Here is a 25,038-nt window from a genome sequence, read left to right as displayed (position 1 = left end):
CAAAAAACAGGCTTCCGACCTTTAAGGTTGTGGAAGCCTGTTTTCTATTTTTCCTGAAAGTCTATTGTTCCTCATAAGCGGGGTCGGTGATGATCACTTCGACACGCCTGTTTTTCTGAAGGTTCTCCACTTTATCATTAGGAGCGACCGGACGTGTATCCCCATATCCGACGGCGATGAACCGCTTTGGATCGAGATCTTCCGTTGTGATCAAGTAACGGACCACACTGCTCGCCCTTGCCGATGAGAGCTCCCAGTTTGACGGGAAGCGATATGTATTGATTGGGCGGTTATCTGTATGTCCCTCCACTTTTACAAAGTTGGGGATTTCGGATAATAGCCCGCCGACCTTGTCCAAAAACGGATAAGCATCCGGAAGGACCGTTGCTTCACCTGAAGCAAACAGTGCTTGCTCCTGAAGGACCAGGACGACTCCCCGCTCGGATCTGGTCGCCACCACGACGTCAGTCAATTCGTTTTCTTTCAAATAGCTCTGAATATTTGAAAGTAATGAGTTCAGGTCCTGTTCCGCTTCTCTGCCTTCACCAGATTTCACTTCGGGTTCTGCCGACGGTTGATCAAAAGGGATGACAGAAGGATAGAATTCGAGAATCTGCCGCTGCTGAAAGGAATCCGCGATGGTCCTGAATTTCACAATATCGATCTGTGACATCGAGAATAATAGAATAAAGAATACAAGAATAAGAGTAATAAGATCAGAAAACGTAACCATCCATTTTGGAGCCCCCGGAGACTGAGATGCCGGTCTTCTTCTACGCTTCATCTGGTGCTGCCCCTTCTTGTTTCCTTTCTGTATACATCTGTAATTCCTCGTTGGATAAGAATACTCTTAATTTCTCTTCCAATATTTTCGGATTTTGACCGGATTGTACCCCGATGACCCCTTCGATCACGATTTGTTTCATAAACACTTCTTTCTCTGTTTTCATCGCAAGCTTGGATGCCATTGGCAGGAAGACGAGATTCGCAAGCAGGGATCCATACAAGGTCGTAAGTAAGGCGATCGCCATATTGGGACCAAGTGAAGAAGGATCATTTAAATTCTTTAACATCAGGACGAGACCGATCAGCGTACCGATCATCCCCCATGCAGGGGCATATTCCCCTGCCTTATCCAATAAACTCTTATTTTTGCGGTGCCGCTCTTCTAACGCAATGATTTCAGCATTCATGATATCGACGATCACATCCTGCTCGATTCCATCGACTGCGAGGAGGACCCCTTTTCGGATAAAGGGATCCTCGACCGCTTCCACTTCTGCCTCAAGTGAGAGGAGACCTTCCCGCCTCGCTTTTTCTGACAGGGTCACAAACGTCCGGATCAAGTCATGAAGATCATATTCCACATCCCGGAAGGATTCTCTCATCACTTTCCCCAGCTGTTTCAATTCCCTGATCGAAAAGCTGACCAGCATGGCTGCGATCAATCCGCCTATGACCACGAAGATGGACGGAAGATCAATGAAGGAACTGAATCCGGTCACTCCCGCATTCGAAATGATCGCGAATGCCACGAATAGAAACCCTACTACAACCCCGATTGGTGTAAGAACATCAAGCTTTTTCATTTTGACTCTCCCTACAAAATAAGTTCTGTTTGTCTTTATCCTTTATATCGACAAACTTCTTACTTTGTTGAGTTGCGGTGTTCAAGTCGATGCGGAAGAACAACCGTCGATTCTTCAACCGTTTCCTTGTTCATGTATTTCGTCAATAACCGCATCGCCACTGCTCCGATATCGTATAAAGGCTGAACGACGGACGTCAGTTGAGGTCTGACCATCAGGGCAAGTCTAGTGTTATCAAAACTGATGACTTCCACTTCTTCCGGGATGGACACGTTCTGATCCTGAGCCCCGTGGACGACACCAAGGGCCGTTTCATCATTCCCGACGAAGATGGCTGTCGGCTTGTCCGATAGCTCTGAGAACTTCTGCCATGCTTCAAGTCCTGAATCATACGTGTATTCACCTTCTACAACCAGGTCATCACTGTATTCGACGCCTGCCTTGGCAAGTGCTTCCCTGTATCCTTCAAGTTTGAACTTCATATTGATCGTATCGTGGAAAGGACCGCTTACAAAGCCGATGCGCTTGTGTCCCTTCTCAAGAAGGTCAGAAACCGCATCAAAGGACGCCGCCTTATAATCGATGTTCACTGAAGGAACCTTGTTCGTTTCTTCAACGGCACCGGCCAATACGATCGGAACCGGGGAACGTTCGAATTCCTGGACATGCTCTTCTGAAATATGACCGCCAAGGAACAGGATGCCATCCACTTGCTTCCCAAGCATCGTATTCAATAGATGAAGTTCCTTCTCTGTATTCTGATCCGAATTACTTAAAATGATATTGTATTTATACATCGTGGCGATGTCTTCAATCCCACGTGCAAGTTCTGCATAGAAAATATTTGAGATATCAGGGATGATGACCCCTACCGTCGTCGTTTTCTTGCTCGCAAGCCCTCTTGCTACAGCATTCGGACGATAGCCGAGTCGATCGATGACCTCTAATACCTTCTTCCTTGTTGCCGGTTTGACATTCGGATTTCCGTTAACCACCCGGGACACCGTCGCCATACTTACATTGGCTTCTCTTGCTACATCATATATTGTCACGTTCATAGCTTACACTCCTTTACTCTTCTACTCATTTACCTTATTCTACACCAAATAAACCTAAAGAAAAAAGCGATTACAATAGTTTGTTAAAAAATGCACATATTTATGTTCACATTAGTGTTATATAGGTTATTTATCTGCAATTATGTAGATAATCATACGATAGTCTTGATATTACTGCAATAATCACATTTGATTTGTGCAAAAAGATTATTATAGCATATTGAACGGGTGCACGGTCGGTTTATTTTTTATGTGATGAGATAGAGGAAATGGTATTTCGCTGATATCCATACCATCCTCCCATCAATGCACTTCTTTCCCACAATCAAAAAGGGCTGAATCCCCGTTAAAAAGGATTCAGCCCTTCATTTATTATACTTCTATCGTTCTGCCCTTCAACACTTCCTTGTAGAAATGATCGAATTGGTCAAGGTCCATTTGCTGAGCGGAGTCGGATAAGGCAACGGCAGGATCGGGATGAACCTCAGCCATCACTCCATCTGCGCCGATGGCAAGTGCCGCTTTCGCTGTTGGAAGCAACAGATCTCTGCGTCCGGTTGAGTGCGTTACATCCACGAATACCGGTAGATGCGTCTCCTGCTTAAGAATTGGTACAGCGGAAATGTCAAGTGTGTTTCTAGTTGCTTTCTCGTACGTACGGATTCCACGCTCACAAAGGATGATGTCACCGTTCCCCTGAGAGATGATGTATTCAGCAGCATTGATGAATTCATCGATCGTTGCCGCTAAACCACGTTTAAGCAATACCGGCTTTTTAACGGCACCGGCTGCTTTTAATAATTCGAAGTTTTGCATATTTCTTGCACCGATCTGAATCACATCAATGTATTCCACCGCATGTTCGATATCAGCTGGATTCACGATTTCACTGACAACAGCCAAATCATATTCATCCGCCACTTTTTTAAGGATTTTCAAGCCTTCAATCCCCAGACCCTGGAAGTCATAAGGCGACGTTCTTGGTTTGAACGCTCCGCCACGGAGCATTTTCAAGCCTTTTGCTTTAACGGCTTTCGCGACTTCTGCCACTTGCTCGTATGATTCAACGGCACATGGACCGAAGACGAAATGAGGCTTTCCATCTCCAATGGCTTCTCCATTAATATTGACGATTGTGTCTTCCGGTTTCTTTTTACGGGAAACCAGCAGGGCTTTCCGGTGATCGTCCTTCTGAAGTTCGAGACCGGCTTTGAAGATTTCTTTAAAAATATGTTCAATGGTCGAATGTTCGAATGGACCATCATTATTTTCTTTAATCAGATCAAGCATTCCTCGTTCACGAACAGGATCATAGCGGTATACTCCTTGAGTCTCCTTGACACGACCGATTTCTTGAACTAGTTTAGCACGTTCATTAATGGTGTCTAATAGTTTTAAGTTCATCTCGTCTACTTGTTTACGTAATTGATCGAGCTCTTGATTACTCACAATACAGCACCCTTTCTTTTTTTATCCTGTTCATACGTAAAAACTGTTATAGTTTTAAGAAAGTATGATACATTTTTGATATTGAAACTTATTATAATAGAACACATCGAAAATGTCACGATAAAATTCTTTATTAATTAGACGCTTTTAAGCGCTAAAGTATTTTAGTATTGTATGAGACTAGGCTAAAGCGGGTGAATACGAATTGAAAAAAAAGCAAAAAATCTTTGCATTGGACATCGGAACACGGTCGGTTGTCGGGATCATTCTGGAAGAAATAGACGGAATATTTCAAGTTTCCGATATTTTAATAGAAGAACATAAGAAACGGGCCATGCTCGATGGACAGATTCATGATGTCCCGGCTGTTTCGGAGGTTATCTCCTCCATTAAAGGACAGTTGGAAAAGAAACACGGTCCCCTTTATAAAGTGTGTGTCGCAGCTGCAGGACGCGCCCTGAAAACAGAAACGGCCCTATCAACGTCAACGATCAAGGGAAAACCCTTGCTTCAGAAAAACGACGTCCTTCATCTGGAGCTGAGCGCCGTTCAACAGGCACAAGCAGCTGCTGCTGAAAATGAGAACGATTCAAAGGGCTATCATTATTACTGTGTTGGGTACTCCGTCCTTTTTTACCGGCTGGAAGGCGAGGAGATCGGCAGCCTGATCGACCAGCAGGGGGATGAAGCAAGCGTCGAAATCATCGCGACCTTCCTGCCCCGTGTCGTCGTGGACTCCCTTATTGCGGCACTGACACGGTCAGGGCTTGAGATGGAAGCCCTGACACTGGAGCCCATCGCTGCCATCAACGTTCTCATCCCTGAATCCATGCGCCGGCTGAACGTTGCCCTGGTTGATATCGGAGCGGGAACCTCGGATATCGCCATCACCAATTTGGGCACGGTCATTGCCTATGGGATGGTGCCGACAGCAGGTGATGAAATCACTGAAGCGATCAGTAACGAGTTATTGCTTGATTTCCCTTTGGCCGAACAGGCGAAGCGGGATCTTCAGTCTTCAGAAGAGATTACGGTGACCGATATTCTCGGGTTTGAAACGAGCTTTCCGTCCCATGAAGTGGTAGAGAAAATCTCTCCTTCTGTGAACCGGCTAGCCGGCGAGATTTCGAATGAAATCCTGCGCCTGAACAACGGAAAACCGCCACAGGCCGTCATGCTCGTAGGGGGAGGCAGCCTGACACCCGGCCTCCCTGTCCAACTGGCTTCATCCCTGGAGCTGCCTGCCAACCGGGTGGCCGTAAGAGGTGTGGACGCGATTCAGAACATAACTGTATCGGATGAAGTGACAAAGGGACCTGAACTTGTCACGCCGATCGGGATCGCCATTGCAGCGAAGCAGGCCCCGGTCCAATATGTCACGGCGTATGTAAATGACCAGCCTGTCCGCTTATTCGAAGTCAAGGATCTGACAGTTGGCGACTGCCTCCTTGCTGCGGGGTTAAAATTAACCAAGTGGCATGGTACACCTGGAAATGGATTCTTCGTCAATGTGAACGGACAGGACATCACGTTACCTGGTGGTCACGGCGAGCCGCCACACATCGAAAAAAATGGCCTCCAGTGTGCACTGGACGAAAAAATTCAGAATCATGACCGGATTTCTGTTCAGAAAGGGAAAGACGGATCATCTCCTCAGGTGACAATCGGAGACCTGGTGGATTCCTCCTCGGCAATGCAGATTGTCATAGATGGGAACCCGCACCTTCTCTCCCCTCTCGTCTTCAGGAATAATCAAGTCGCACGATTGGAAGACATCATTTGCGACCGTGATGCGATCCGGATTGAATTGATCGATACCCTGCAGGATCTGTTGACCCACTTGGGCTACAACGAGTGGATGGAGGGAACGAAGCCTTATCGAATCTCCATCAACGGGGTGGATACCTTCTTCCCATCCTATTCCGGAAAATTATTGATCAATGGGATCGAGGCGAAACACTCATCTAAAGTCAAGAATGGGGATGAGATCTCATACAAACCGGGTGTCACTCCAACGGTGAATGAACTGCTTGCCAAGAAACAGATAACAGTGGAAAAAGCAATCATGATTACGTTTAACGGCCAGGAATTACATCTTCAGAAGGAAAGCAGCACCGTCACACGGAATGGCATCAAGCTCGCCATGGAAGATCGTTTATTCCCTGGTGATTCCATACTGATAGAAGAACAGCATGCGGGTTCATTTATCTTTCAGGACTTATTTAATGCGGTGGAAATCAACATGCCCCCTCATTCGAACGGAAGCTTTGTCCTTTTGAAAAATGGAGTGGAAACGACTTTTTACGAAGAAATCGAGCAGGGTGACGAACTGGAAATCATCTGGCCCCAAGCTTCCCGCAGATAAAAATCAGACAACAAAAAAACTGGCGATTACGCCAGTTTTTTATTATGATCCAACTTGTCCCGGAATGCTGCTTGTACGGTTCGTTGGATGAATCGACTGATCATCTGATGTGGAAGTAGAGCTTGTCACAGGCTTAGACGGAGTGGATTCACCAGTCACTTCTTCTCCCGCTTCTTTTACCTTACTGCCGATATCCTTTAATTCTTCTGCGGCTTCTTTCGTCGTGGCAATCATTTCAGTTGAATCATCTTTAATTTGATTGACTTGATCCACCACATCGTCATTCACCTTTTCGTACAGGTTCTGCGCGTCGTTGATGGCTTCTTTCAACACATTGGACGCTGTTTTCAGGCGGTCCTGCCAGTCATTCACCACTCCTGAAGGATTCTCTCTCACCTTGGCAACCATCCCCATTGTAGAGTCCTTCATGTCAGATGTCCTTGATGTCACATTTTTCCTCGTTGTTTTATCCAGCATGGCAAGGGCTCCACCTACGACGGCTCCCATCACCATTCCTTTTACTAATTTGCCGCTCCTTTTTCCGTTCACTTTCGCATTATTTCTTGTCCCAGTTTCATAAGGTACAGGCTGTGTCATAAATCGTTCCTCCATTTATCTATTTTTTATTCTTATAAGTTACCTTCCCTGTGAGAAGATAAATAAACGTTTAGGAGGGAATTACCAAATATTTTCAAAAAAAAAGACCCTGATTAAATCAGAGTCTCCTTTGTCTTATAGTTTGTCCAGTTCGCTTTCGGTGATTTTCCAGTGGGAGGCATTCCAGCCGGGTTTTCCCTCTATGAAGAGGAAGGCCTGGGGTGATTCGTGGCGGATGCCGTATTTTTCGGCGATATGCTGTGACAGTTCCCTTGATTCCTGGACGGCCAGATAGTAGCCATCTTCCTCTTCATGCTTGTTCAAAAATGCCTGGTATTCGGTGAAGGCATTCGAGCTTACAGGGCAAGTGAGACTGTGTTTCATAAAGAAGAAACGCGGATTTGTCTCGGAAAGTTGTTCAAACTCCTGAACGGTATCGATCTTTTTCATCTGTTCCATACTTCCTTTCACAATTGTAATGGTTCCTTAGCCATAGTGATTTATAAACCTTTTCATTTCAACAAAAAAACGGTGAAGTCATCATATCACTTCACCGCCCTTTGAATCAATGATTATTGATTGTATGTCTTTTCAGTTTCGTCAAAAGCTTTCTTCGTTTCTTCAAGCTTCTGATTCACATCTTCCGTTTCGTCAGCAGGTGTCGTTCCCACTGCTGAAACTGCTTGAAGCTCTTCATTTGTTTCTTGGAGTTCGTTATTATTGGTGCGGTATGTTTTCAGTTTCCCAACCACATTGTTGGACTGTTCTTGTACGGATTTTGTCAGGGCAGAAGATTTTTCTTTCGCCACTGCTGCAAGCTCATTGCTCTTCTCTACAGCCGTGTCTTTCCATTGTCCTGTCTTTTCCTTAAGGACGACGGTTTTCTCATTGATATCATTTCGAAGGTCCTTACCTGATTTCGGTGCCATTAGAAGGGCCGCTGCCGCTCCCACGATTCCTCCGATCAGTGTTCCGATCATGAAATCCTTTGAGTTGATGTTGTTGCTGTCATTTGTCTGGTTTTGGTTCTGGTTTTGATTGTACTGTTGAGTCATGTAAAAATTCCCCTCTCTAATTGTTATAAGATCTTGCTCTTTTAACTAATTTTTCTCGAGATCGAACTTCCTTGGATGCTTGGTTTGGAACAGCTACATCAGCAACATCAGGTTGTGTTGGCTGTTTTTCCTGTTTTTGTTTCCATTTGTCCTTTAACTCAATGAATGCATTACCCCATTGAACCACCTGTGAAATCTTGCCCTGGTTGCGCTCCAGTTCAGTCGAAATGGAAGTACTTACCTTCTTCACCGAGTTATTAAGGTTCTGGATGGAATGCCCTACATCTCTTACCGCATAAACAACCGTGTTCAGATCCTCAGACTTCTTCTGGATATCCTCAGCCAATAGATTCGTTTTATGTAGTAATTCTGTAGACTCTCTTGTTACTCCTTGAAGCTGGCTCTCAAGTCCGGTCATTGTCGTTGAGACGCTGTCCAATGTAGAGCCCAGGGACTTCAAAGTCTTCATCAAACTCATAACCAAAATGAAAAATGCAACTGCTATGACAGCTACGCTTAGATAAAGAATGATTTCCATATGCCACACCTCCATGTATAGAAATTCTTTACCCTTATGATGAACAAATAAACATTATACTAGTATTTCTTCATCCCAAACCAATTTCCTGCATGAAAAATAAATATTTTTTCTTGGGTTAGCATTTCACATTTTGGTCGAGTCATGCCAACGTATTTTAGGGTACAATAAAAAAGACTACATATAAGGGGGAAAAAGAAATGAAAGATCCACGCATTGAAAAGCTGGCGAAAAATTTAATTCAATATTCTGTTCAATTACAGCCTGGAGAAAAAGTGCTGATCGAAAACTTCGGATTGCAGCGTGAACTGGTGACGGCTCTCGTAAAAGAAGCGTATGCAGCCGGAGGTCATCCTTTCGTATCCATCAAAGATCATGCAGTCGACCGTGCACTGTTAATGGGGGCACAGGAAGAGCAGTATGATATGATCGCAAGCTTCGAAGCAAATGTCATGGAGCAGATGGATGCGTATATCGGTTTACGTGCAGGCGATAACATCAGCGAACAATCAGATGTACCGGACGAAAAAATGAAGATCCACGGTAATACGATCGGGAAGAAAGTACATAGAGAAATCCGCGTCCCTAAGAAGAAGTGGGTCGTGCTCCGCTACCCGACGGCATCCATGGCACAGCTCGCCAACATGAGCACAGAAGGCTTCGAAGACTTCTACTTTGACGTTTGCAACCTGGACTACAGCAAAATGGACAAAGCGATGGATAACCTCGTTGAACTCATGAACAACACAGATAAAGTCCGCCTTGTCGGGGAAGGGACGGACCTTACATTCTCCATCAAGGACATTCCTGCCGTGAAATGTGCGGGGTGCCTGAACATTCCTGATGGAGAAGTGTACAGTGCACCTGTGAAGGACTCGGTGAACGGCGTGATTTCCTACAATACGCCATCTCCTTATAACGGATTTACGTTCGAAAACGTCAAATTGACATTCAAAGAAGGAAAGATCGTGGAAGCCACTGCGAACGACACAGACCGGATCAACAAAATCTTTGATACGGATGAAGGGGCACGATATGTCGGGGAATTCGCCATCGGCGTGAATCCATTCATCCAGCATCCGATGCAGGACATCCTCTTTGACGAGAAAATCGACGGCAGCTTCCACTTCACACCGGGGGAATGCTACGAAGAGGCATATAACGGAAACCACTCCAACATCCACTGGGATATGGTGATGATCCAGCGTCCTGAATATGGCGGCGGCGAAATCTATTTCGATGATGTATTGATTCGAAAAGACGGTCGATTTGTCATCGAAGAGCTTGAAGTGTTGAATCCGGAGAATTTGAAGTAAGAAGTTTGAAGCCGCCGTCATTACTGACGGTGGCTTTTTTATCAAACCACAAAAAAACCGGCTCCCATAAGAGCCGGTTTTATCTATTATTTCTCTTCTTTCAATTGTTCCCCAAGCTTCTGTTCATATGCCTGCTGGAACTTTTGCACGTCTCCCGCCCCCATGAAAATCAGTACGGCGTTTTCATGTTTGAGTAAAGCGGTCGTATCTTGTTCGTCTATGATTTCGCATCCTTCGATCTTACTTTCAAGATCGTGGATGGAAAGTTTTCCGTGGTTTTCCCGTGCGGAACCGAAGATTTCACATAAGTACACTTTGTCCGCAAGACTCAAGGTTTCGGCAAACTCGGTCAGGAAGGTCTGCGTACGTGTAAATGTGTGAGGCTGGAAGACAGCGATGATCTCTTTTTCAGGATATTTCTGTCTTGCCGAATCAACGGTTGCCTTGATTTCAGTCGGATGGTGAGCATAGTCATCGATCAGGATCTGTGAGCCCACTTCTTTTTCAGAGAAACGGCGCTTGACTCCTTTAAATGTGCTCAACCGTTCTTGGACGATGGCCGTATCAAGCTCTTCATAGTGACAGATGGCAATGACGGATAGGGCGTTCATGATGTTATGGTCACCGAAGGTCGGGATTTTGAATGCGGCATAAAATTCATTCCGCACAAACACATCGAATGATGTACCCGTTCTGTCCCGTGAAACGTTTCTCGCCTGAAAGTCGTTTTCCTCGGCGAAACCGTAAAACACCACCGGTACCTGCGCCTGGATTTTTTGTAACTGCTCGTCATCCCCGCATGCAATGATTCCTTTTTTCACCTGCATGGCCATCTCCTGGAAAGCAGAAAAGACGTCATCCACATTTGCAAAGTAGTCGGGATGATCGAAATCAATGTTCGTCATGATGGCATAGTCAGGGAAATAAGACAGGAAGTGTCGTCTGTATTCACATGCTTCGAATACAAAGTAATTCGCATCCACTTCGCCTTTACCGGTTCCATCCCCGATCAGGAAGGAAGTCGGCTTTGCGCCACTGATGACATGTGCCAGTAAACCGGTTGTCGATGTTTTTCCGTGGGCGCCCGTTACGGCAACACTTGTGAATTCCTGCATGAAGTCACCAAGGAATTTATGATATCTTGTCACAGGCAGTCCTTGTTCAACGGCCGCTTGTATTTCTTCATGGGTGTCAGGGAAAGCATTCCCTGCGATCACATGCATATCCCCTCCAATGTTTTCTTTTTGGAAAGGTAGTATTTTTATATTTGATTCATCCAGAGCCTTCTGAGTAAAGAAATATTTATCTACGTCAGATCCTTGGACCTCGTAGTCCATATCATGGAGTATTTGGGCTAATGCACTCATGCCCGACCCCTTTATTCCTACGAAATGATATATCGTCATAATAGAACCTCCAACAATCGTCTATCTAAAAGCATTATATGAAATCTATATTTATTTTGCCATCGGTCTTTAGCTTTCGATATGTGAGTTTAGAAAAAAGCGTACTTTCTTCAACTTGAAACATTATATCATTTTTTGAAATCCCTGACCATGCAGAAGCTACGAAAGACTGGGCAGAATGAAGTTTGGCGCTTCTTCTTTTAAGAACGTCCTCCATAATACCCCAGTTTCTTGATTCATTTGACTATAGTGTGTTTGTAAATTTGCTATTACGTCCATTGATTTCACGGGAAAAACAGGACCTAAGATCCACTGATGAACCACCAGCGGGACTTTCCTCACGAAATAGACCTGTTCTTCAAATATTTCCTTTTCTATCCAATCAGGGTTCATTTTAACAATCACTTCTTCTCCCTGAATGATCGTTTGGCAGCGTACGGTCCGTTCTTCTTTCCCTTTGACGATGACGGGTTCCCAGGCAGCCGTCAATACAACGGCACCAAGGAGTTTGGTTGATTCCTGAAGGGGATGTGACTGCAGAAATTGAAAGAATAAGGTTTGCCCCTTGATGGTTTTATAATCAAATAGAAACCATTCTTGAAACAATTTCTCGAATCGAGCCTCTATCCGGGCCTCATCGTGTTGAAGAAAACGTTTAGAGAAGATCATTTTAGCCCGTACTTTTTCCCTTATATTCGTTTCCTTAAAAGCGTACTCATACGCTCTACGGTAGAGGTCCTCAATATGACCCTCGGCGATCTGCTGTTTTTTCTGCCTGAACCGCTCAAGATCTAACGTGCTTTCCTGCTCTTGCATGTTCTCACCTATTCGAATTCTACTTTTTCCAGACGGGGGTTCGGGCGAAGCTTCCTTCCTGCCTTCGCTTCCGGGGAACCGTCGATGACGACGTTGTCCCCGGTGAATCCAACGTGGATCTTCAGAAGACTGCTTCCGACTCCGTACATATCGACTGGAACTTGATTTTCCTCAAACTGGCGTATGCGGTCTTCGTTAAAGCCGCCCGATACGACAATCTTGACGTGCTGGTAGCCTTCTTCGTCCAAAGCATCTCTCAATGCATTGATGAGTTGCATATTGACCCCGCGGGGATCAAAGGTTCCAAGCACATGCTGATTACGAAGGAAGTATTTATCGATCATCATTCTTGATGTATCTACCCTTACCCCTTTTAATTCCTGGCCAAACTCTCTCGCGACCTTCAATGAGTCCGTAATGACATCATTATTGTAATCGACCAGGGTGATCAGCTCATCTTCGGGGAATGTTTCCTTGTACGCTTTCGTTGCCTCTACGATATCCCCATTGAATAATTGAATGAGGGCATGAGGCATGGTTCCCATCCCTTTTTTTCCCCACCATTCATTCATGGCGTGGGTCGCCTGGGCGGTAGACCCTCCTATGAAGGCTGCATAACCGTCTCCCGCCTGTTGGGTAAAATGATCGTCACGGTCTCCCATAAAGATGACGGGCTTCTGTTTCCCCGATAAGGAAGCAGCTTTCATCACATTGTAAACGCTCGTCGCAACGGACGTCCTTCTCGCAAGAATGCCGTCGATGATGCCTTCTAAATATCCAAAGTCCTGATAGCGGCCCTTGATGGTCAGTACGGTTTCAAACGGAGAGATCTGGTCTCCATCCTTTAAGGAGTGGATCTCAAGATTCTGCGGGTTGTCAGCGAATGTATGCAGAAGGGCGATGACTTCGTCCGTTCCGCAAATCACGGCATGTGTCTTTTGAAAGAATTGCATGGTGATGACTGCATCCGGTTTATGTTTCTTGGCAATTTCCTTCGTCTTTAAAAAATACACAGCTGAAAACCAGCCATCCTTGATTCTTTCATCAAACTTGAATGTATGATTGGTCAACCTGTTGAGTTTTCCTTGAAGTTTTAATTCGATTTCTTTCATCACTAAAGCTCCTTATGGCTCTTCCTACACAAAAAGAATAGGTATTCTGTTTACATTCGTCCTTGTTGGACAGATATAAACAGAATACCATGTATTAAATATTTGTACTAGTCTATGCGAGTGTCTCCAATTCACTTTCGGAAATGAGGACATCCCTTGGTTTACTGCCTCTGGACTCGGAAATGATTCCATTACTCTCCATCATTTCCATCAATCTTGCGGCCCGGTTATAACCGATCCTGAATCGGCGCTGCAGACTTGAGGCCGATGCTCCGCCCTGATCGACGACAAACTCACATGCTTCTAAAAACAAGTCGTCCTCTTCCTCGGTGACCTGCGCTTTCTTGATCAATTCATCCTGCTGGAAGAGATAATCCGGTTCCCTTTGTTCCCTGACATGACGGATGATGTCATCGATTTCGTCATCGGATACGAACGTACCCTGCAAGCGGACCGGTTTGGATGAACCATTCTCAAGGAACAGCATATCCCCTTTACCGAGAAGGCGCTCTGCACCGCTCCCATCGATGATCGTCCTTGAGTCGACGCTTGAGGAAACGGAAAATGCAACCCTTGTTGGTACATTCGCCTTGATCAAGCCTGTGATGACATCAACTGAAGGACGCTGAGTGGCAATGATCAAGTGAATTCCGCAGGCACGTGCCTTCTGGGCGATACGGCAAATGGCTTCTTCCACATCTGCAGGCGACATCATCATCAAATCTGCGAGCTCATCGATGACAATGACGAGGTAAGGTAGCATATCGCTGTATTGTTTATTCCGCTTGGCGAGTTCGTTGAAACGCTTGATATCCCTTACCCCAGTGTGGGCAAATAATTCGTATCGTCTTTCCATCTCTTCCACCGCCCATTTAAGGGCGGCGGTCGCTGCTTTCACATCGGTGATCACCGGGCTCACCAAGTGAGGGATCCGGTTATAAGGTGCAAGCTCGACCATCTTAGGGTCAATGAGGAGCATCTTCAATTCATCCGGAGATGACTTATACAGAAGACTGACGAGAATCGAATTGATACACACACTTTTTCCCGAACCTGTCGCCCCGGCGATGAGACCGTGCGGCATCTTGCTCAGATCCGTCACGATGGGCTGTCCGGAAATATCCAGTCCAAGGGCCGCGGTCAATGGTGAAGACGGCTCCTGGAAGGCAGGACTCGCTATGACTTCACTGATGCATACCGGACGGCTCTCCCTGTTCGGCACCTCGATCCCGATGGTGTGTTTACCCGGAATCGGCGCTTCCATCCGGATATCCTTGGCTGCCAGGCTCAGCTTTATGTCGTCTGTCAGATTCGTAATCTTATTGACCTTCACCCCTGGTTCAGGCTGCACTTCAAAACGTGTGACCGAAGGCCCCTGGGTGACATTCACCACTTTTGCCCTGACGTTGAAATTATGAAGGGTCTCATCAAGTAAAAGTCTTTGAGAATCCAGCCACTCTTCGCTCATTTCCTTTGATACGGGCGGCGTCAAATAATCCACTTTCGGAAAGACATAGTCTCTTGTCCGTTTCGATGACGAGCTTAATTCACTGTAGCTCTTTACCGCTTCTTCTCCTTGGACCTGAGTCTGTTGAGACGGCTTTTCTTCGCGTCCCACGTCTTCAGCAGCTTTTTCCACACGTGCCTCTTGAACAGGAGGTGCCGCCTGTTCAGTGGTGGTTCTCTGTCTCTCCATGGAAGGGGAACCTTCCGTACGTACGGACGATTTTCGAGAATCCATCTGCCGTTTATCTTGTTTAAGCATCAGCACGTTAAAAGGAAGATGTGACCTCTTCCTTCTTTCCGGTTCCTTCTTGATCGGCTCTGAAGGTACGGTCGCTTCTGGTTCTTCGTCGACGTGACTTTCTTCAACAAGGGGCTCTTCTTCAATGACAGGCTTCTCATCAACAGCCGGTCCTTCTTCCTCTGCCGATTCTTGATGCGGTTGAGCCGTTTCGCCGGCAGGAACTTCCTGAACCGATTTAGCTGATTCCGCTGCTTCGAATTGGAGGGACGGACCTTCCTCTTGAGCCGTATCACGATGCACTGCCATATCCGGTTCTTCTTTAACCGGCTCAGGTTCGTTTATTAGTGAAATACACTCATGTGATGAGGTAGGAATGACTGTTACTTCGTCGCCCTTTTGTTCCGTTTCATGTATTTGATACGGTTGTATCTCTTCAGCTTCGATCTTCTCAGCGTGAGTCGGGTGTTCTACAGGTTGGCTGCTTTCTTTCACTTCTTCCGTATATGACTGTACAGGGGCTTCAACCTCTGGCTCCTTAGCAAAGGCAGACTCTTTTTCTACAACAGGAAGGGATTCCTCTACGATCGATAGAGCTTTTTGATTGATGACTGCTTCTTTTCTCTCTTCTTCATTATGTAAAAACTTATTCAGCTCATATTCGACACTTTCTTCTTTCTTAACCGGTCTTCCTCTAAAACCATAGATGGGCGATGGAATCTCCGTTGGCGTAAACGGCCGGCTGTTTCCTTTTTCCACCTTTGTCGCTTTCTTTGTCTTGATGGGGGTAGACTGGTTCTCTTCCTTCCACTTTCGGTTGTCTGAAGAGTGGTTTCGGCTTTTCGGCTGCCGACGCTCCTGCTCTCTAGGTTTTTCTTTTTCTATTTCTCTTTCTTGATTCCTTTGAGTTCTCCGTGGACGCTCTCTGTTTTCACCGTCTGATATTAGGGGAAATCGGAAATTCCCTTTTGGGTATTGATAGGTCATCCTTGCTTCTACATCACGTGAATGATTCGGCCCTGCTATATATTTACGTTCAGCCTTTGTCGGTTCGAGCTGCTGAACATTGTCGTGGTTTTCATCATAGTACTCTTCAAATTGTTCATCATTATCTGATAATTTACCAAATATTTTTTTAATCCAGCTCACAAACATCACTCTTTCTTTCATACTTACTATTTATTTTATCAGGTAAAGAGAAAAATTCGAGTCATTTCGATAGAATAGGAGAATTGTTAAAGGATTGTGTCGAAATAAACATAGGTGTAAAGGGTTTGTAATATACAAAAATACCTGAGCCCACACTCCGGACCCAGGTATTTGTTGTTATGCTGTGAATGGTTGACCTATTTGGTATGTGTCTTCTAGGACGAGGATCCCTTTTTCCTGGGGTGCATCTGGAAGGGCAAGTTCTTTGGCTGAGCAGATCATGCCTGATGATGCGACTCCTCTAAGTTCTGCGTCTTTGATGACCATACCGCTCGGCATGACGGCGCCTACTTTTGCGACAACGACTTTTTGACCTTTGTCTACGTTAGGTGCACCACACACGATTTGCAGGGTTTCATCCCCGACATCGACGGTACAGATGTTCAGTTTGTCCGCATTTGGATGCTTTTCTTTTTCAGATACATAGCCGACAACAAATTTAGGTGAAAAGTCTGCTTCCAATACTTCATCGAAACCGTTCTTCTTGATGGCTTCGTTGATCAATTGGAGCTTCTCATCATTCATTTCTACAGGTCCCACTTCACTTACACTTAAATACTTGGATGCATGGAATAGGTTATAGCCGAGTGTTTTCCCTGTTTTCTCATCGAATAAACGCGCTGCGTCTTCTTTTCTTTCGTGCTGTACTTCTCCTTCAAAGCCCGGATCCAGTGTAACAATCAGGGTATCACCAATGCCTTCCAAGTTATAAAATACGTTCATCATTTTTTCTCCCTTTCCTTTTTGCGATTTTTTGCCAAAATGAAGATCGGTTCCAATTCCCCTTCTTCATATACAAAGGATAATGCTGTGATCGGTACATTTCCTGTCGTAAAGAAACTCATTGTCATCTGGGCAAGGACGTCATAGCCCGTTTCATTCCGGATATCACCGATGACCAATACATCCTGATGGGGGACCGATACCGTCATCTCACCTTGAATATCCTTGCTGACCTGTTTTAAGAAACTATCATTCAAAATACGACTGGCATCGTATCCGTCATTGTTATTGAGAAAATAGAATAGATTTCCTGCTACTTCATCCTTTTTCATGTCTGTCGGCAGGCTTCTGACGTTGAAAAGGGCAGTCTCCTTCATTTGCTCATGAGTCCATCCTTCCGCCTCCAGCATGTTTTCATCCAGCAGACGGTAGGTTTTCCCTAAATCAACGGCATAGTAGATACGCGTTTCAGCTGTATGCTCGTCCGTCACGAGTGCCACACCTTCATTTGATTCGGTTGCAAAACTGGTGGAACGGATGACAGGAAAGACCTTCTTCTCTTTATTGCCAAGATTTGCTTCTGTTCCCATCACATTTAAAGCTTCTTCTACGTAATAGACGACTTCATCGATGATGGATTTATTGTTTTCCTTCCATTTCGATACGATCGGCGGCAGGGCGACGGTGATCCCTTTTTTCGTAGTGGTATTCTCGATTCTCAGTGAATCTTTATCCCGATCATATGTAAACGTACGATTTGGTTTCTCTAATCGTTCCTGGAGTATGCTTTTTAGCTTTTTTATGTCCAAATCTGATCCTCCTTTGGTGATACATTTATATAGAAAGTACTGATCCTAAACCTTCGTTTTTCATTCTCACTTATAACATTTTACATGAAAATGGCGAGATTACAAAAGGAACCTTTTGATTTAGGGAAAAAGAAAAGGGATCCCGTTTTTCAGGAGATCCCCTTTGCTGTTAATTATGAAGCTAACGAATTCATGAAGTCTTCGATTTGTTCTTTTGATTTCCGGTCTTTGCTCACGAAGCGTCCGAGTTCACGACCGTCTCCGTACGCGAGGAAGCTCGGAATTCCGAAGATATCAAGCTCGATGCAGAGGTCGATGAATTGATCTCTATCTACATATAAGAATGTATAGTCACTGTACTCACTTTCGATTTCCGGAAGGATCGGTTCGATGATTCGGCAATCCGGACACCAGTCGGCTGAGAACATGAATACATGCTTCCCGCTTTCTTTCAATTGATAGAATTCTTCCACTGATTCAAGTTTACGCATTTTATTTGCCCCCTGTTTCAATCGTCATTTGGTTTGGTTTGATCCAACCTAGTTTACGCATATATTCAGATATTAACAGGCTAATGAATGCAGGTCCAACAAAATGCAACAGCAGGATTTTCATTGTGACATCCCAGCTGAATCCCATCGTTTTGAACGTCATGACCTGTCCGACGAATCCGCTCGTTCCCATCCCGGCTCCGGCTGCATTATTTTCCATCAGCCAAACGGTCGTGCCGATGGGAGCGAGAATCATGCCAGCCAAAGTCGGTGGAATAAGGATAAGAGGATTTCGAACAATATTCGGGACCTGTAGCATGGAAGTCCCGATTCCCTGGGCGAATAATCCGCCCACCCGGTTCTCCCGATAGCTGATGACGGCAAATCCAACCATTTGAGCGGCGCAGCCAATCGTGGCGGCGCCGGCAGCGACCCCATTCAAATCAAGCATCAACGCAATGGCCGCACTTGAAATCGGGGCAGTCAGGGCAAGACCCATGAGGGCCGCAACCAGGATCCCCATGATGATCGGTCTCTGTTCCGTCGCCCAGCTGATCCAGCTTCCAAACATACTCATAAAGTCGGCGATTCCCGGCCCGATGAAGTAGGCGACCGTGAATCCTGCAAAAATCGTGACAAATGGCGTCACGATAATATCTATCTTCGTTGTCTTACTGACAAGCTTTCCAATTTCCGTAGACAGGACAGCCGCTACATAAGCTCCTGCCGGTCCTCCAAGGGTCGCTCCGGCAGCCCCTGTCACCACGGCAGCGAATATGACCAACGGCGGCGCCCCAAGACCAAAGGCAATCGCCACACCGATCGCCGGCCCCATCAAGCTGATGGCAAGTGTCCCCATCTCAATGAAGAATTCACTTAACCCTGCAGGAAGGGGAAGCTGCTCCCCGATCGTCTTGATGATCAATCCAATGATCAACGAACTGAACAACCCCAGCGCCATATAACTTAAAGCATCTATAAAATACGTCTTCGCCGACAACGTAACACCTTTTCTATCCAAATACCCTCTCATGTCCTTCACTCCTCTGCTTACCATTCCTTTTACTAGTGTAAAGACACATGTTTGATTTGTCTATTATTTTCATTAAACTAAAGAGTATTTATTTTCTTCTATTTCTCCATCTGATATGACCTATCATGAACTTTCTGGGCTCTGTCAATCCACAAGTACTGTTTGGAAAGGATGACAAAGCTAAATAGTGACGATTGGAAGAAACCCATGACTGTTTACATCTCATGAAAAAATTTCTGTTAATGGACTAGCGAAAATGATATGGACAACTGAATTAACATAATTTCAAGGAAAATTGAGTTAAGATTGTAGTTTGCTGTGGGGAGGTGGTGTTGTTTTCAATATAGAAGAAGTGTCGTACCACAGAGTGGATTGTAGCGGAAGGCACTTGACTCCTGCGGGAAATAGAGGAAAGGTTGAGACCCCGCAGGGCAAAGCCCGAGGAGGCTCAACTTCCTCCCCGCGCGAGTCTTGTGCCTGCAGCGGAAAGGAACGGTCTTTGTTTTCACTTATATAATCCTCGCGAAAGGTTAATAAAAAAAAACGGCCCCTCCCCGCTCCCGCAGAAAAAAACCGGTCTATATCATCTAGTTGTGTTTGACTGATGCTGCAATTTTCATCATCATTTCAGCGTTATCCGCCAAGTCTTCCATTTCTGACTGAGTTGTGACTTTCGTTCCGCCCACTCCTACAGTAAGTTCATATTCTTCTGTATCCGGCAATTCCTTAATGACATAATATCCTAAGCGGTTGTCTTCCTTAAAAGTCCCATGCTTCACGAGACTCTCCTTGTCATTAATGGCCATTTTATATAGAAGTTCACTATCCTTATCTTCTTGAGGATTCGTGAAAAGTATAAACGTATCAGAACTTTTTGAAATAATGATATTATAAGGAGATTCTTTTTCTATCTTGGCACCGAACGGGAGATAAAAGCTGATGTTCCCAGCGTCTTCACCGGCTTTCTCATTGGAGTCCAAAGCTCCCTCCACCACGCTTGCCGTCTCCTCTTTTTCCTGGTCGATCGATGTATTGCATCCTGCTAAAATAAGCAAAAGTATAAAGAAAATGATCGATGCTGTGGTTTTCATCCTCGATTTCCCTCCCTTTCATACCTAGGACCTACGCTTATGATACCCTCATAAAGTCCCGGCTGACAACCCTTCCAAAAATAAATTCTGCCTTTTTCATGGGAAAAGTGGTTGAAATACCTTTGAAAGGGTATTTATGATAAGATGACTAAAAACAGGAAGGTGATCAATATGGAATTAACCGTGTATTTAGCCGGAGAGATACATAGCTCCTGGAGGGATGAATTAAAAGAGAAAGCGAAAGCCCTCAGACTCCCCCTACAGTTCGTTGGCCCCATGGAAAATCATGACCGTTCCGATTCAATCGGGGAAGAAATCCTCGGTGAACAGCCGAACAAGATATTCCGGGATGAAGCTGCTTCTGCCATCAATAATTTCCGGACGGAACTGCTTATGAAGAAATCCGATGTGGTGATTGCTTTATTCGGTGAAGAATATAAGCAATGGAACACGGCAATGGACGCGAGCACGGCCATTACCCTACAAAAGCCCCTGATCCTCATTCGCCCGGAAAAACTTCATCATCCATTGAAAGAGCTTACAAATAAGGCGAATGTCACAGTAACGTCCATCGAACAGGCACTAAAGACCCTTTCTTACGTTTTTGAATCCGAATGACCCAAACCTGTCAAAAAGCCTGCAGGATCAATCCTGCAGGCTTTTTTCTGCGCAATTCTCATACACCCTAAAGACCTAATTATTTTTACTATTTAAAAATAATTAAATATTAGCAATCTATAGAAATTTTATGTTATAATTAACCATTTGCAAACTTTTTTTGACTTTAAGAAAATATTAAAATATTATAGTAAAAGAATAAGGGAGGTAGTAACATGTCATCAATGAATAAACAGAAAATTGTGGATAGTGTCCCTCAAAAAGGATTCTTTGGTCATCCGAAGGGATTATTCACTTTATTCTTCACGGAATTTTGGGAGCGCTTTTCTTACTACGGAATGCGTGCCATCCTCGTATTCTACATGTACTATGAGGTATCAAAAGGTGGACTGGGTCTAGAGGAAGGTACAGCTTTAGCCATCATGTCCATTTACGGTTCACTCGTGTATATGTCCGGGGTCATCGGAGGCTGGTTGGCTGATAGGATATTCGGAACTTCGAAAGCCGTCTTCTACGGTGGAATATTCATCATGTTTGGTCACATTGCTTTATCATTTCCAGGGAGCTTATCTCTGTTCTTTGTTTCAATGGTATTGATTGTTGTCGGAACAGGTTTATTAAAACCGAATGTTTCTACAGTTGTAGGTGAAATGTACAGTGAAAATGATACCCGCCGTGATGCGGCATTCAGTATTTTCTACATGGGGATCAACTTAGGTGCATTCATCGCTCCACTGATTGTCGGTAGTCTTATGGAATCGAAAGGTTTCCACTGGGGATTCGCGGCAGCCGCAATCGGTATGTTCTTAGGTCTTGTTGTATTCATGTTAACGAAGAAAAAGAATCTTGGCCTTGCGGGTACATATGTACCAAACCCGCTTAATGCCCGTGAAAAGAAGAAATACGGATTAATCGTAGGTGCGGTAGTAGTTGCTTTGGCTATCATCTTAGGTACTACAATTCCAGCAGGTTTATTTACACTGGACGTATTCATCAATATTGTCGGAATCTTTGGTATCGTCGTTCCAACCATCTACTTTATTGTGATGTACTATAGTCCGAAAACAACGGCAACGGAGCGTTCAAGGGTACTAGCATATATTCCATTATTTATTTCAGCCGTGATGTTCTGGTCGATCCAGGAACAAGGATCCACTATCCTTGCGGCATATGCAGACAAGCGTACACAGCTTGATTTCATGGGGATTTCGATTTCTCCTGCTTGGTTCCAGTCACTGAACCCATTATTTATCATCCTGCTGGCACCAGTATTTGCATGGATGTGGGTGAAATTGGGTGACCGTCAGCCATCCATCCCGAAGAAATTCTCATTCGGTCTATTGTTTGCCGGTTTATCTTTCTTAGTGATCCTGTTACCTGCACAAATGGGTGGAGAAGGTTCACTTGTTAATCCATTATGGCTTGTACTAAGTTACTTCATCGTCGTTCTTGGTGAATTATGCTTATCACCAGTCGGTCTGTCAGCTACAACAAAGCTCGCTCCTGAAGCGTTCTCAGCTCAAACGATGAGTCTCTGGTTCCTGGCTTCTGCCGGTGCACAGGCTCTGAATGCACAGCTTGTCCGCTTCTATTCACCTGAAAATGAAACCATTTATTTTGGTTCAATCGGTGGAATGGCCATCGCGTTAGGTGTCATCTTATTCCTGATTTCACCAATGATCCAACGAGCGATGAAAGGTGTAAAATAAGCATTTCAATCCCCCTGGACTTGTTTCAGGGGGATTTTTTCGCATAAAAAAGAGAACCCCATTCACAACGGGGTTCCCCTGTTCTTACCAGAAAAGTCCGCAGCCACAACCGCAGCGCTTGTGTCTCTTGCATCCGCATCTTCCACGATTGTCATCATCGCCTCTTCTGCCTCTGCATCCTCTGTTACGGTCTTCTGCTCCTCGTACGTTGTCTCTATCGCATCCGCATCGTCTACGATCCTCATTCGCCCCAAACAAGTTACATCTTCTTCTGTCCCCAAAAAGGAATTTATCCCAGTCGCAACAGAAACCACGGTCACGACAATCGTCGCGACGATCATCACGGCGTCCGCCAACTCGGTCGTTACAATAGTTGCATCCCATAAATTCTAACCTCCTTAGAAAGAATTTATCAGATAATAGAAAGTCTGATATACTCCATCCTATGAAGGACCAGTGAAATTGGTATGGGCCAAGTACCTTGGAAGGACAGATATACATAAGATTATTTTGTCCGGTATTGCCACTGCCCAAGCAGGAGCTGAACGACGTGCAGGAACATCGTTTCCCTTGTAACGAGTCCATTGGTGAATATCCCCACGGCCCCTTCTTTCTTCCTGATTCCCGTCCGCTGGGTATACTCATCCATCAGGGGTCCGAGCTCTTTCCCTGCTTTTAATTCCCGGCTGATTTCGTTTGGCAGGGCAATCCTGGCACCACCGCCGATGATTTCGTTCCCCTGCCTGTCGACGAGGGCCCCCCAGTTACAGACGAACATTCCGTAGAGGGATTCTGATACTCCCCCTTCAAGGCCGATCCCTACATCACAATCTGTTACCTTGAGAACATTTTTTGCGCGGTTCAATGCGCCTTCGATCGTCTCCTGATCGGTCATGGGCTGCTCACTGACATGGGACTCGGTTTTCAGGCACTGGAACTGAACCTCCTTGTATTGCTCCTCGAACACCTTTTGTATCGCTTGCACCTTCGCTGGATTCGTTGTTCCGATTGCTATCTTCAACAAATTCATACCTCATTTCTAAAAGGTCTGACAAACGCCTTTTTTTCTCTCCATAAAAAAGCTGTCCCAACTTGAATATGATTGAGACAGCCCTATCCTATTTTTTTAGTGGTGATCATCCATTGGATTTAATGGTTTCGATGGTCGAGCGGTCGCATTCTTTCACTAACTTGACGATCAGCTCTTTGGCTGCCGCATAATCATCTACATGGATCATGGACGCATGAGTGTGGATATATCTCGAACAGATACCCACTACCGCACTCGGGACACCTTCATTGGACATGTGCACCCTTCCGGCATCTGTACCGCCTTGTGAGACAAAGTACTGATACGGAATGTCGTTTGACTCCGCTGTATCCAGAACAAATTCCCTGATTCCCCTGTGCGTGACCATGGAACGGTCGAGAATGCGGAGCAGTGCCCCTTTTCCAAGTTGACCAAATTCATTCTTATCCCCTGACATATCATTTGCCGGACTCGCATCGAGGGCAAAGAAAATATCCGGATTGATCATATTGGCTGCTGTCTGGGCGCCGCGAAGTCCCACTTCCTCCTGAACCGTCGCACCGGAGTAAAGGGTGTTGGGCAGGTTCACGCCCTGAAGCTCTTTTAATAATTCAATGGATAATCCGCATCCATAGCGGTTATCCCAAGCCTTGGCCAAGATCTTCTTCTCATTGGCCATCGGGGTGAATGGACAGATCGGTACAATCTGCTGACCAGGTTTGATTCCGATTTCACGGGCATTTTCCCGATCATCCGCACCGATATCGATGAGCATATTCTTGATGTCCATCGGCTTGCGGCGCTGTTCTTCCCCTAACAGGTGAGGCGGTATACTTCCAATCACACCTGTCACCGGCCCGTTATCTGTCATGATCTGGACCCGCTGAGCAAGCAGCACCTGGCTCCACCAGCCGCCGAGGGTTTGAAAACGGATCATTCCATTGTCTGTAATCGATGTAACCATGAAGCCGACTTCATCCATGTGCCCGGCAACCATGACAACGGGATCCTGATCGCTTCCTTTTCTTACACCGAATACTCCACCCAATCGATCTTGAACGATTTCATCAGAGTACCGGGATAAATGTTCTTTCATAAATGCCCGGACCGCATGCTCATTACCGGGAGCTCCCTGTAATTCAGTCAATGTCTTAAATAACTCTAACGTATCTTGTTTCATGTCTTATGCCCCTTTTATATAAAATCTGCAGTATGTATAATCTTATTTTACAGAACTTTCGCACCTCTTACCACCTATTGAGAATAAAAGCAGTTCTCTT

Annotated in this window: 24 protein-coding genes; 4 read left to right on the top strand and 20 right to left on the bottom strand. The window is 45.3% G+C overall.

The window, feature by feature from the left end; all coding sequences use genetic code 11:
* Positions 1 to 61 precede the first annotated feature (61 nt).
* From motS to N5C46_RS19655, 4 genes are all read right to left on the bottom strand, one after another.
* Positions 62 to 784 carry a flagellar motor protein MotS gene (gene motS, locus N5C46_RS19670; protein ID WP_261749887.1) on the bottom strand — a complete coding sequence of 241 codons (723 nt, stop codon included), beginning with the start codon at positions 782 to 784 and terminating at the stop codon, positions 62 to 64.
* Positions 774 to 1,589 carry a flagellar motor protein MotP gene (gene motP, locus N5C46_RS19665; RefSeq protein ID WP_261749886.1) on the bottom strand — a complete coding sequence of 272 codons (816 nt, stop codon included), beginning with the start codon at positions 1,587 to 1,589 and terminating at the stop codon, positions 774 to 776. The genes motS and motP overlap by 11 nt, the downstream gene beginning before the upstream one ends.
* Positions 1,590 to 1,648: 59 nt before the next feature.
* Positions 1,649 to 2,647, bottom strand: a complete 999-nt coding sequence (gene ccpA, locus N5C46_RS19660; protein ID WP_224522154.1) for a catabolite control protein A — start codon at positions 2,645 to 2,647, stop codon at positions 1,649 to 1,651.
* Between the two features lie 372 nt (positions 2,648 to 3,019).
* The gene (locus tag N5C46_RS19655; protein ID WP_034765697.1) at positions 3,020 to 4,096 is read right to left on the bottom strand and encodes a bifunctional 3-deoxy-7-phosphoheptulonate synthase/chorismate mutase; all 1,077 of its coding nucleotides are present in this window, start codon (positions 4,094 to 4,096) and stop codon (positions 3,020 to 3,022) included.
* A gap of 205 nt (positions 4,097 to 4,301) precedes the next feature.
* On the opposite strand from N5C46_RS19655, the gene N5C46_RS19650 reads away from it, so the two are divergent.
* On the top strand, positions 4,302 to 6,461 hold the full coding sequence (locus tag N5C46_RS19650; protein WP_261749885.1) for a cell division FtsA domain-containing protein: 2,160 nt from the start codon (positions 4,302 to 4,304) through the stop codon (positions 6,459 to 6,461).
* 42 nt (positions 6,462 to 6,503) lie between these two features.
* Here N5C46_RS19650 and N5C46_RS19645 read toward each other — a convergent pair whose 3' ends face one another.
* The 4 genes from N5C46_RS19645 to N5C46_RS19630 form a co-directional block, all read right to left on the bottom strand.
* Entirely contained in the window at positions 6,504 to 7,058 is a 555-nt protein-coding gene (locus tag N5C46_RS19645) for a YtxH domain-containing protein (RefSeq protein WP_261749884.1), read from the bottom strand.
* A 135-nt stretch (positions 7,059 to 7,193) separates the two neighbouring features.
* A complete protein-coding gene (gene ytxJ / locus N5C46_RS19640) occupies positions 7,194 to 7,508 on the bottom strand; it encodes a bacillithiol system redox-active protein YtxJ (protein ID WP_034765690.1) in 315 nt (104 codons plus the stop codon).
* A 122-nt stretch (positions 7,509 to 7,630) separates the two neighbouring features.
* Positions 7,631 to 8,113 carry a YtxH domain-containing protein gene (locus tag N5C46_RS19635; RefSeq protein ID WP_261749883.1) on the bottom strand — a complete coding sequence of 161 codons (483 nt, stop codon included), beginning with the start codon at positions 8,111 to 8,113 and terminating at the stop codon, positions 7,631 to 7,633.
* Positions 8,114 to 8,129: 16 nt separating this feature from the next.
* Positions 8,130 to 8,651, bottom strand: coding sequence for a DUF948 domain-containing protein (locus N5C46_RS19630; protein WP_034765684.1), 522 nt, complete (start codon positions 8,649 to 8,651; stop codon positions 8,130 to 8,132).
* 200 nt (positions 8,652 to 8,851) lie between these two features.
* On the opposite strand from N5C46_RS19630, the gene N5C46_RS19625 reads away from it, so the two are divergent.
* Positions 8,852 to 9,967: an aminopeptidase gene (locus N5C46_RS19625; RefSeq protein ID WP_261749882.1), complete on the top strand. Its 1,116-nt coding sequence runs from the start codon at positions 8,852 to 8,854 to the stop codon at positions 9,965 to 9,967.
* Between the two features lie 86 nt (positions 9,968 to 10,053).
* Here N5C46_RS19625 and murC read toward each other — a convergent pair whose 3' ends face one another.
* From murC to N5C46_RS19580, 9 genes are all read right to left on the bottom strand, one after another.
* Entirely contained in the window at positions 10,054 to 11,373 is a 1,320-nt protein-coding gene (gene murC / locus N5C46_RS19620; RefSeq protein WP_079532874.1) for a UDP-N-acetylmuramate--L-alanine ligase, read from the bottom strand.
* Positions 11,374 to 11,532: 159 nt separating this feature from the next.
* The gene (locus N5C46_RS19615; protein WP_261749881.1) at positions 11,533 to 12,189 is read right to left on the bottom strand and encodes a hypothetical protein; all 657 of its coding nucleotides are present in this window, start codon (positions 12,187 to 12,189) and stop codon (positions 11,533 to 11,535) included.
* Between the two features lie 8 nt (positions 12,190 to 12,197).
* Positions 12,198 to 13,301, bottom strand: a complete 1,104-nt coding sequence (locus N5C46_RS19610; RefSeq protein ID WP_034765673.1) for a nicotinate phosphoribosyltransferase — start codon at positions 13,299 to 13,301, stop codon at positions 12,198 to 12,200.
* A 112-nt stretch (positions 13,302 to 13,413) separates the two neighbouring features.
* Positions 13,414 to 16,194: a DNA translocase FtsK gene (locus N5C46_RS19605; protein WP_261749880.1), complete on the bottom strand. Its 2,781-nt coding sequence runs from the start codon at positions 16,192 to 16,194 to the stop codon at positions 13,414 to 13,416.
* Between the two features lie 177 nt (positions 16,195 to 16,371).
* On the bottom strand, positions 16,372 to 16,977 hold the full coding sequence (gene ytpR / locus N5C46_RS19600; protein WP_261749879.1) for a YtpR family tRNA-binding protein: 606 nt from the start codon (positions 16,975 to 16,977) through the stop codon (positions 16,372 to 16,374).
* Positions 16,977 to 17,786: a DUF1444 domain-containing protein gene (locus N5C46_RS19595; protein ID WP_261749878.1), complete on the bottom strand. Its 810-nt coding sequence runs from the start codon at positions 17,784 to 17,786 to the stop codon at positions 16,977 to 16,979. Before N5C46_RS19595 ends, ytpR begins: the two co-directional genes overlap by 1 nt.
* A 173-nt stretch (positions 17,787 to 17,959) precedes the next feature.
* Entirely contained in the window at positions 17,960 to 18,277 is a 318-nt protein-coding gene (locus N5C46_RS19590; RefSeq protein ID WP_261749877.1) for a thioredoxin family protein, read from the bottom strand.
* A 1-nt stretch (position 18,278) separates the two neighbouring features.
* Positions 18,279 to 19,310 carry a PTS sugar transporter subunit IIC gene (locus N5C46_RS19585; RefSeq protein WP_261749876.1) on the bottom strand — a complete coding sequence of 344 codons (1,032 nt, stop codon included), beginning with the start codon at positions 19,308 to 19,310 and terminating at the stop codon, positions 18,279 to 18,281.
* A gap of 587 nt (positions 19,311 to 19,897) precedes the next feature.
* On the bottom strand, positions 19,898 to 20,401 hold the full coding sequence (locus tag N5C46_RS19580; protein ID WP_261749875.1) for a hypothetical protein: 504 nt from the start codon (positions 20,399 to 20,401) through the stop codon (positions 19,898 to 19,900).
* A gap of 171 nt (positions 20,402 to 20,572) precedes the next feature.
* On the opposite strand from N5C46_RS19580, the gene N5C46_RS19575 reads away from it, so the two are divergent.
* Both N5C46_RS19575 and N5C46_RS19570 read left to right on the top strand, forming a co-directional pair.
* Positions 20,573 to 21,019 carry a YtoQ family protein gene (locus N5C46_RS19575; RefSeq protein WP_034765653.1) on the top strand — a complete coding sequence of 149 codons (447 nt, stop codon included), beginning with the start codon at positions 20,573 to 20,575 and terminating at the stop codon, positions 21,017 to 21,019.
* A 215-nt stretch (positions 21,020 to 21,234) separates the two neighbouring features.
* Positions 21,235 to 22,728, top strand: a complete 1,494-nt coding sequence (locus N5C46_RS19570; RefSeq protein ID WP_159362620.1) for a peptide MFS transporter — start codon at positions 21,235 to 21,237, stop codon at positions 22,726 to 22,728.
* A gap of 62 nt (positions 22,729 to 22,790) precedes the next feature.
* On the opposite strand, the gene N5C46_RS19565 is transcribed toward N5C46_RS19570, so the two are convergent.
* From N5C46_RS19565 to N5C46_RS19555, 3 genes are all read right to left on the bottom strand, one after another.
* Positions 22,791 to 23,072, bottom strand: coding sequence for a hypothetical protein (locus N5C46_RS19565; protein ID WP_261749874.1), 282 nt, complete (start codon positions 23,070 to 23,072; stop codon positions 22,791 to 22,793).
* 161 nt (positions 23,073 to 23,233) lie between these two features.
* On the bottom strand, positions 23,234 to 23,758 hold the full coding sequence (locus N5C46_RS19560; RefSeq protein WP_336275509.1) for a DUF84 family protein: 525 nt from the start codon (positions 23,756 to 23,758) through the stop codon (positions 23,234 to 23,236).
* A gap of 106 nt (positions 23,759 to 23,864) precedes the next feature.
* Complete coding sequence (locus tag N5C46_RS19555) at positions 23,865 to 24,938, bottom strand: M42 family metallopeptidase (protein ID WP_061811408.1); 1,074 nt, start codon at positions 24,936 to 24,938, stop codon at positions 23,865 to 23,867.
* Positions 24,939 to 25,038: the final 100 nt, after the last annotated feature.

Source organism: Rossellomorea vietnamensis (assembly GCF_025398035.1).
Taxonomy (GTDB): domain Bacteria; phylum Bacillota; class Bacilli; order Bacillales; family Bacillaceae_B; genus Rossellomorea; species Rossellomorea vietnamensis_B.
Note: the sequence above shows the minus strand (reverse complement) of the source record. Positions and strands in the feature narration are given on the sequence as shown.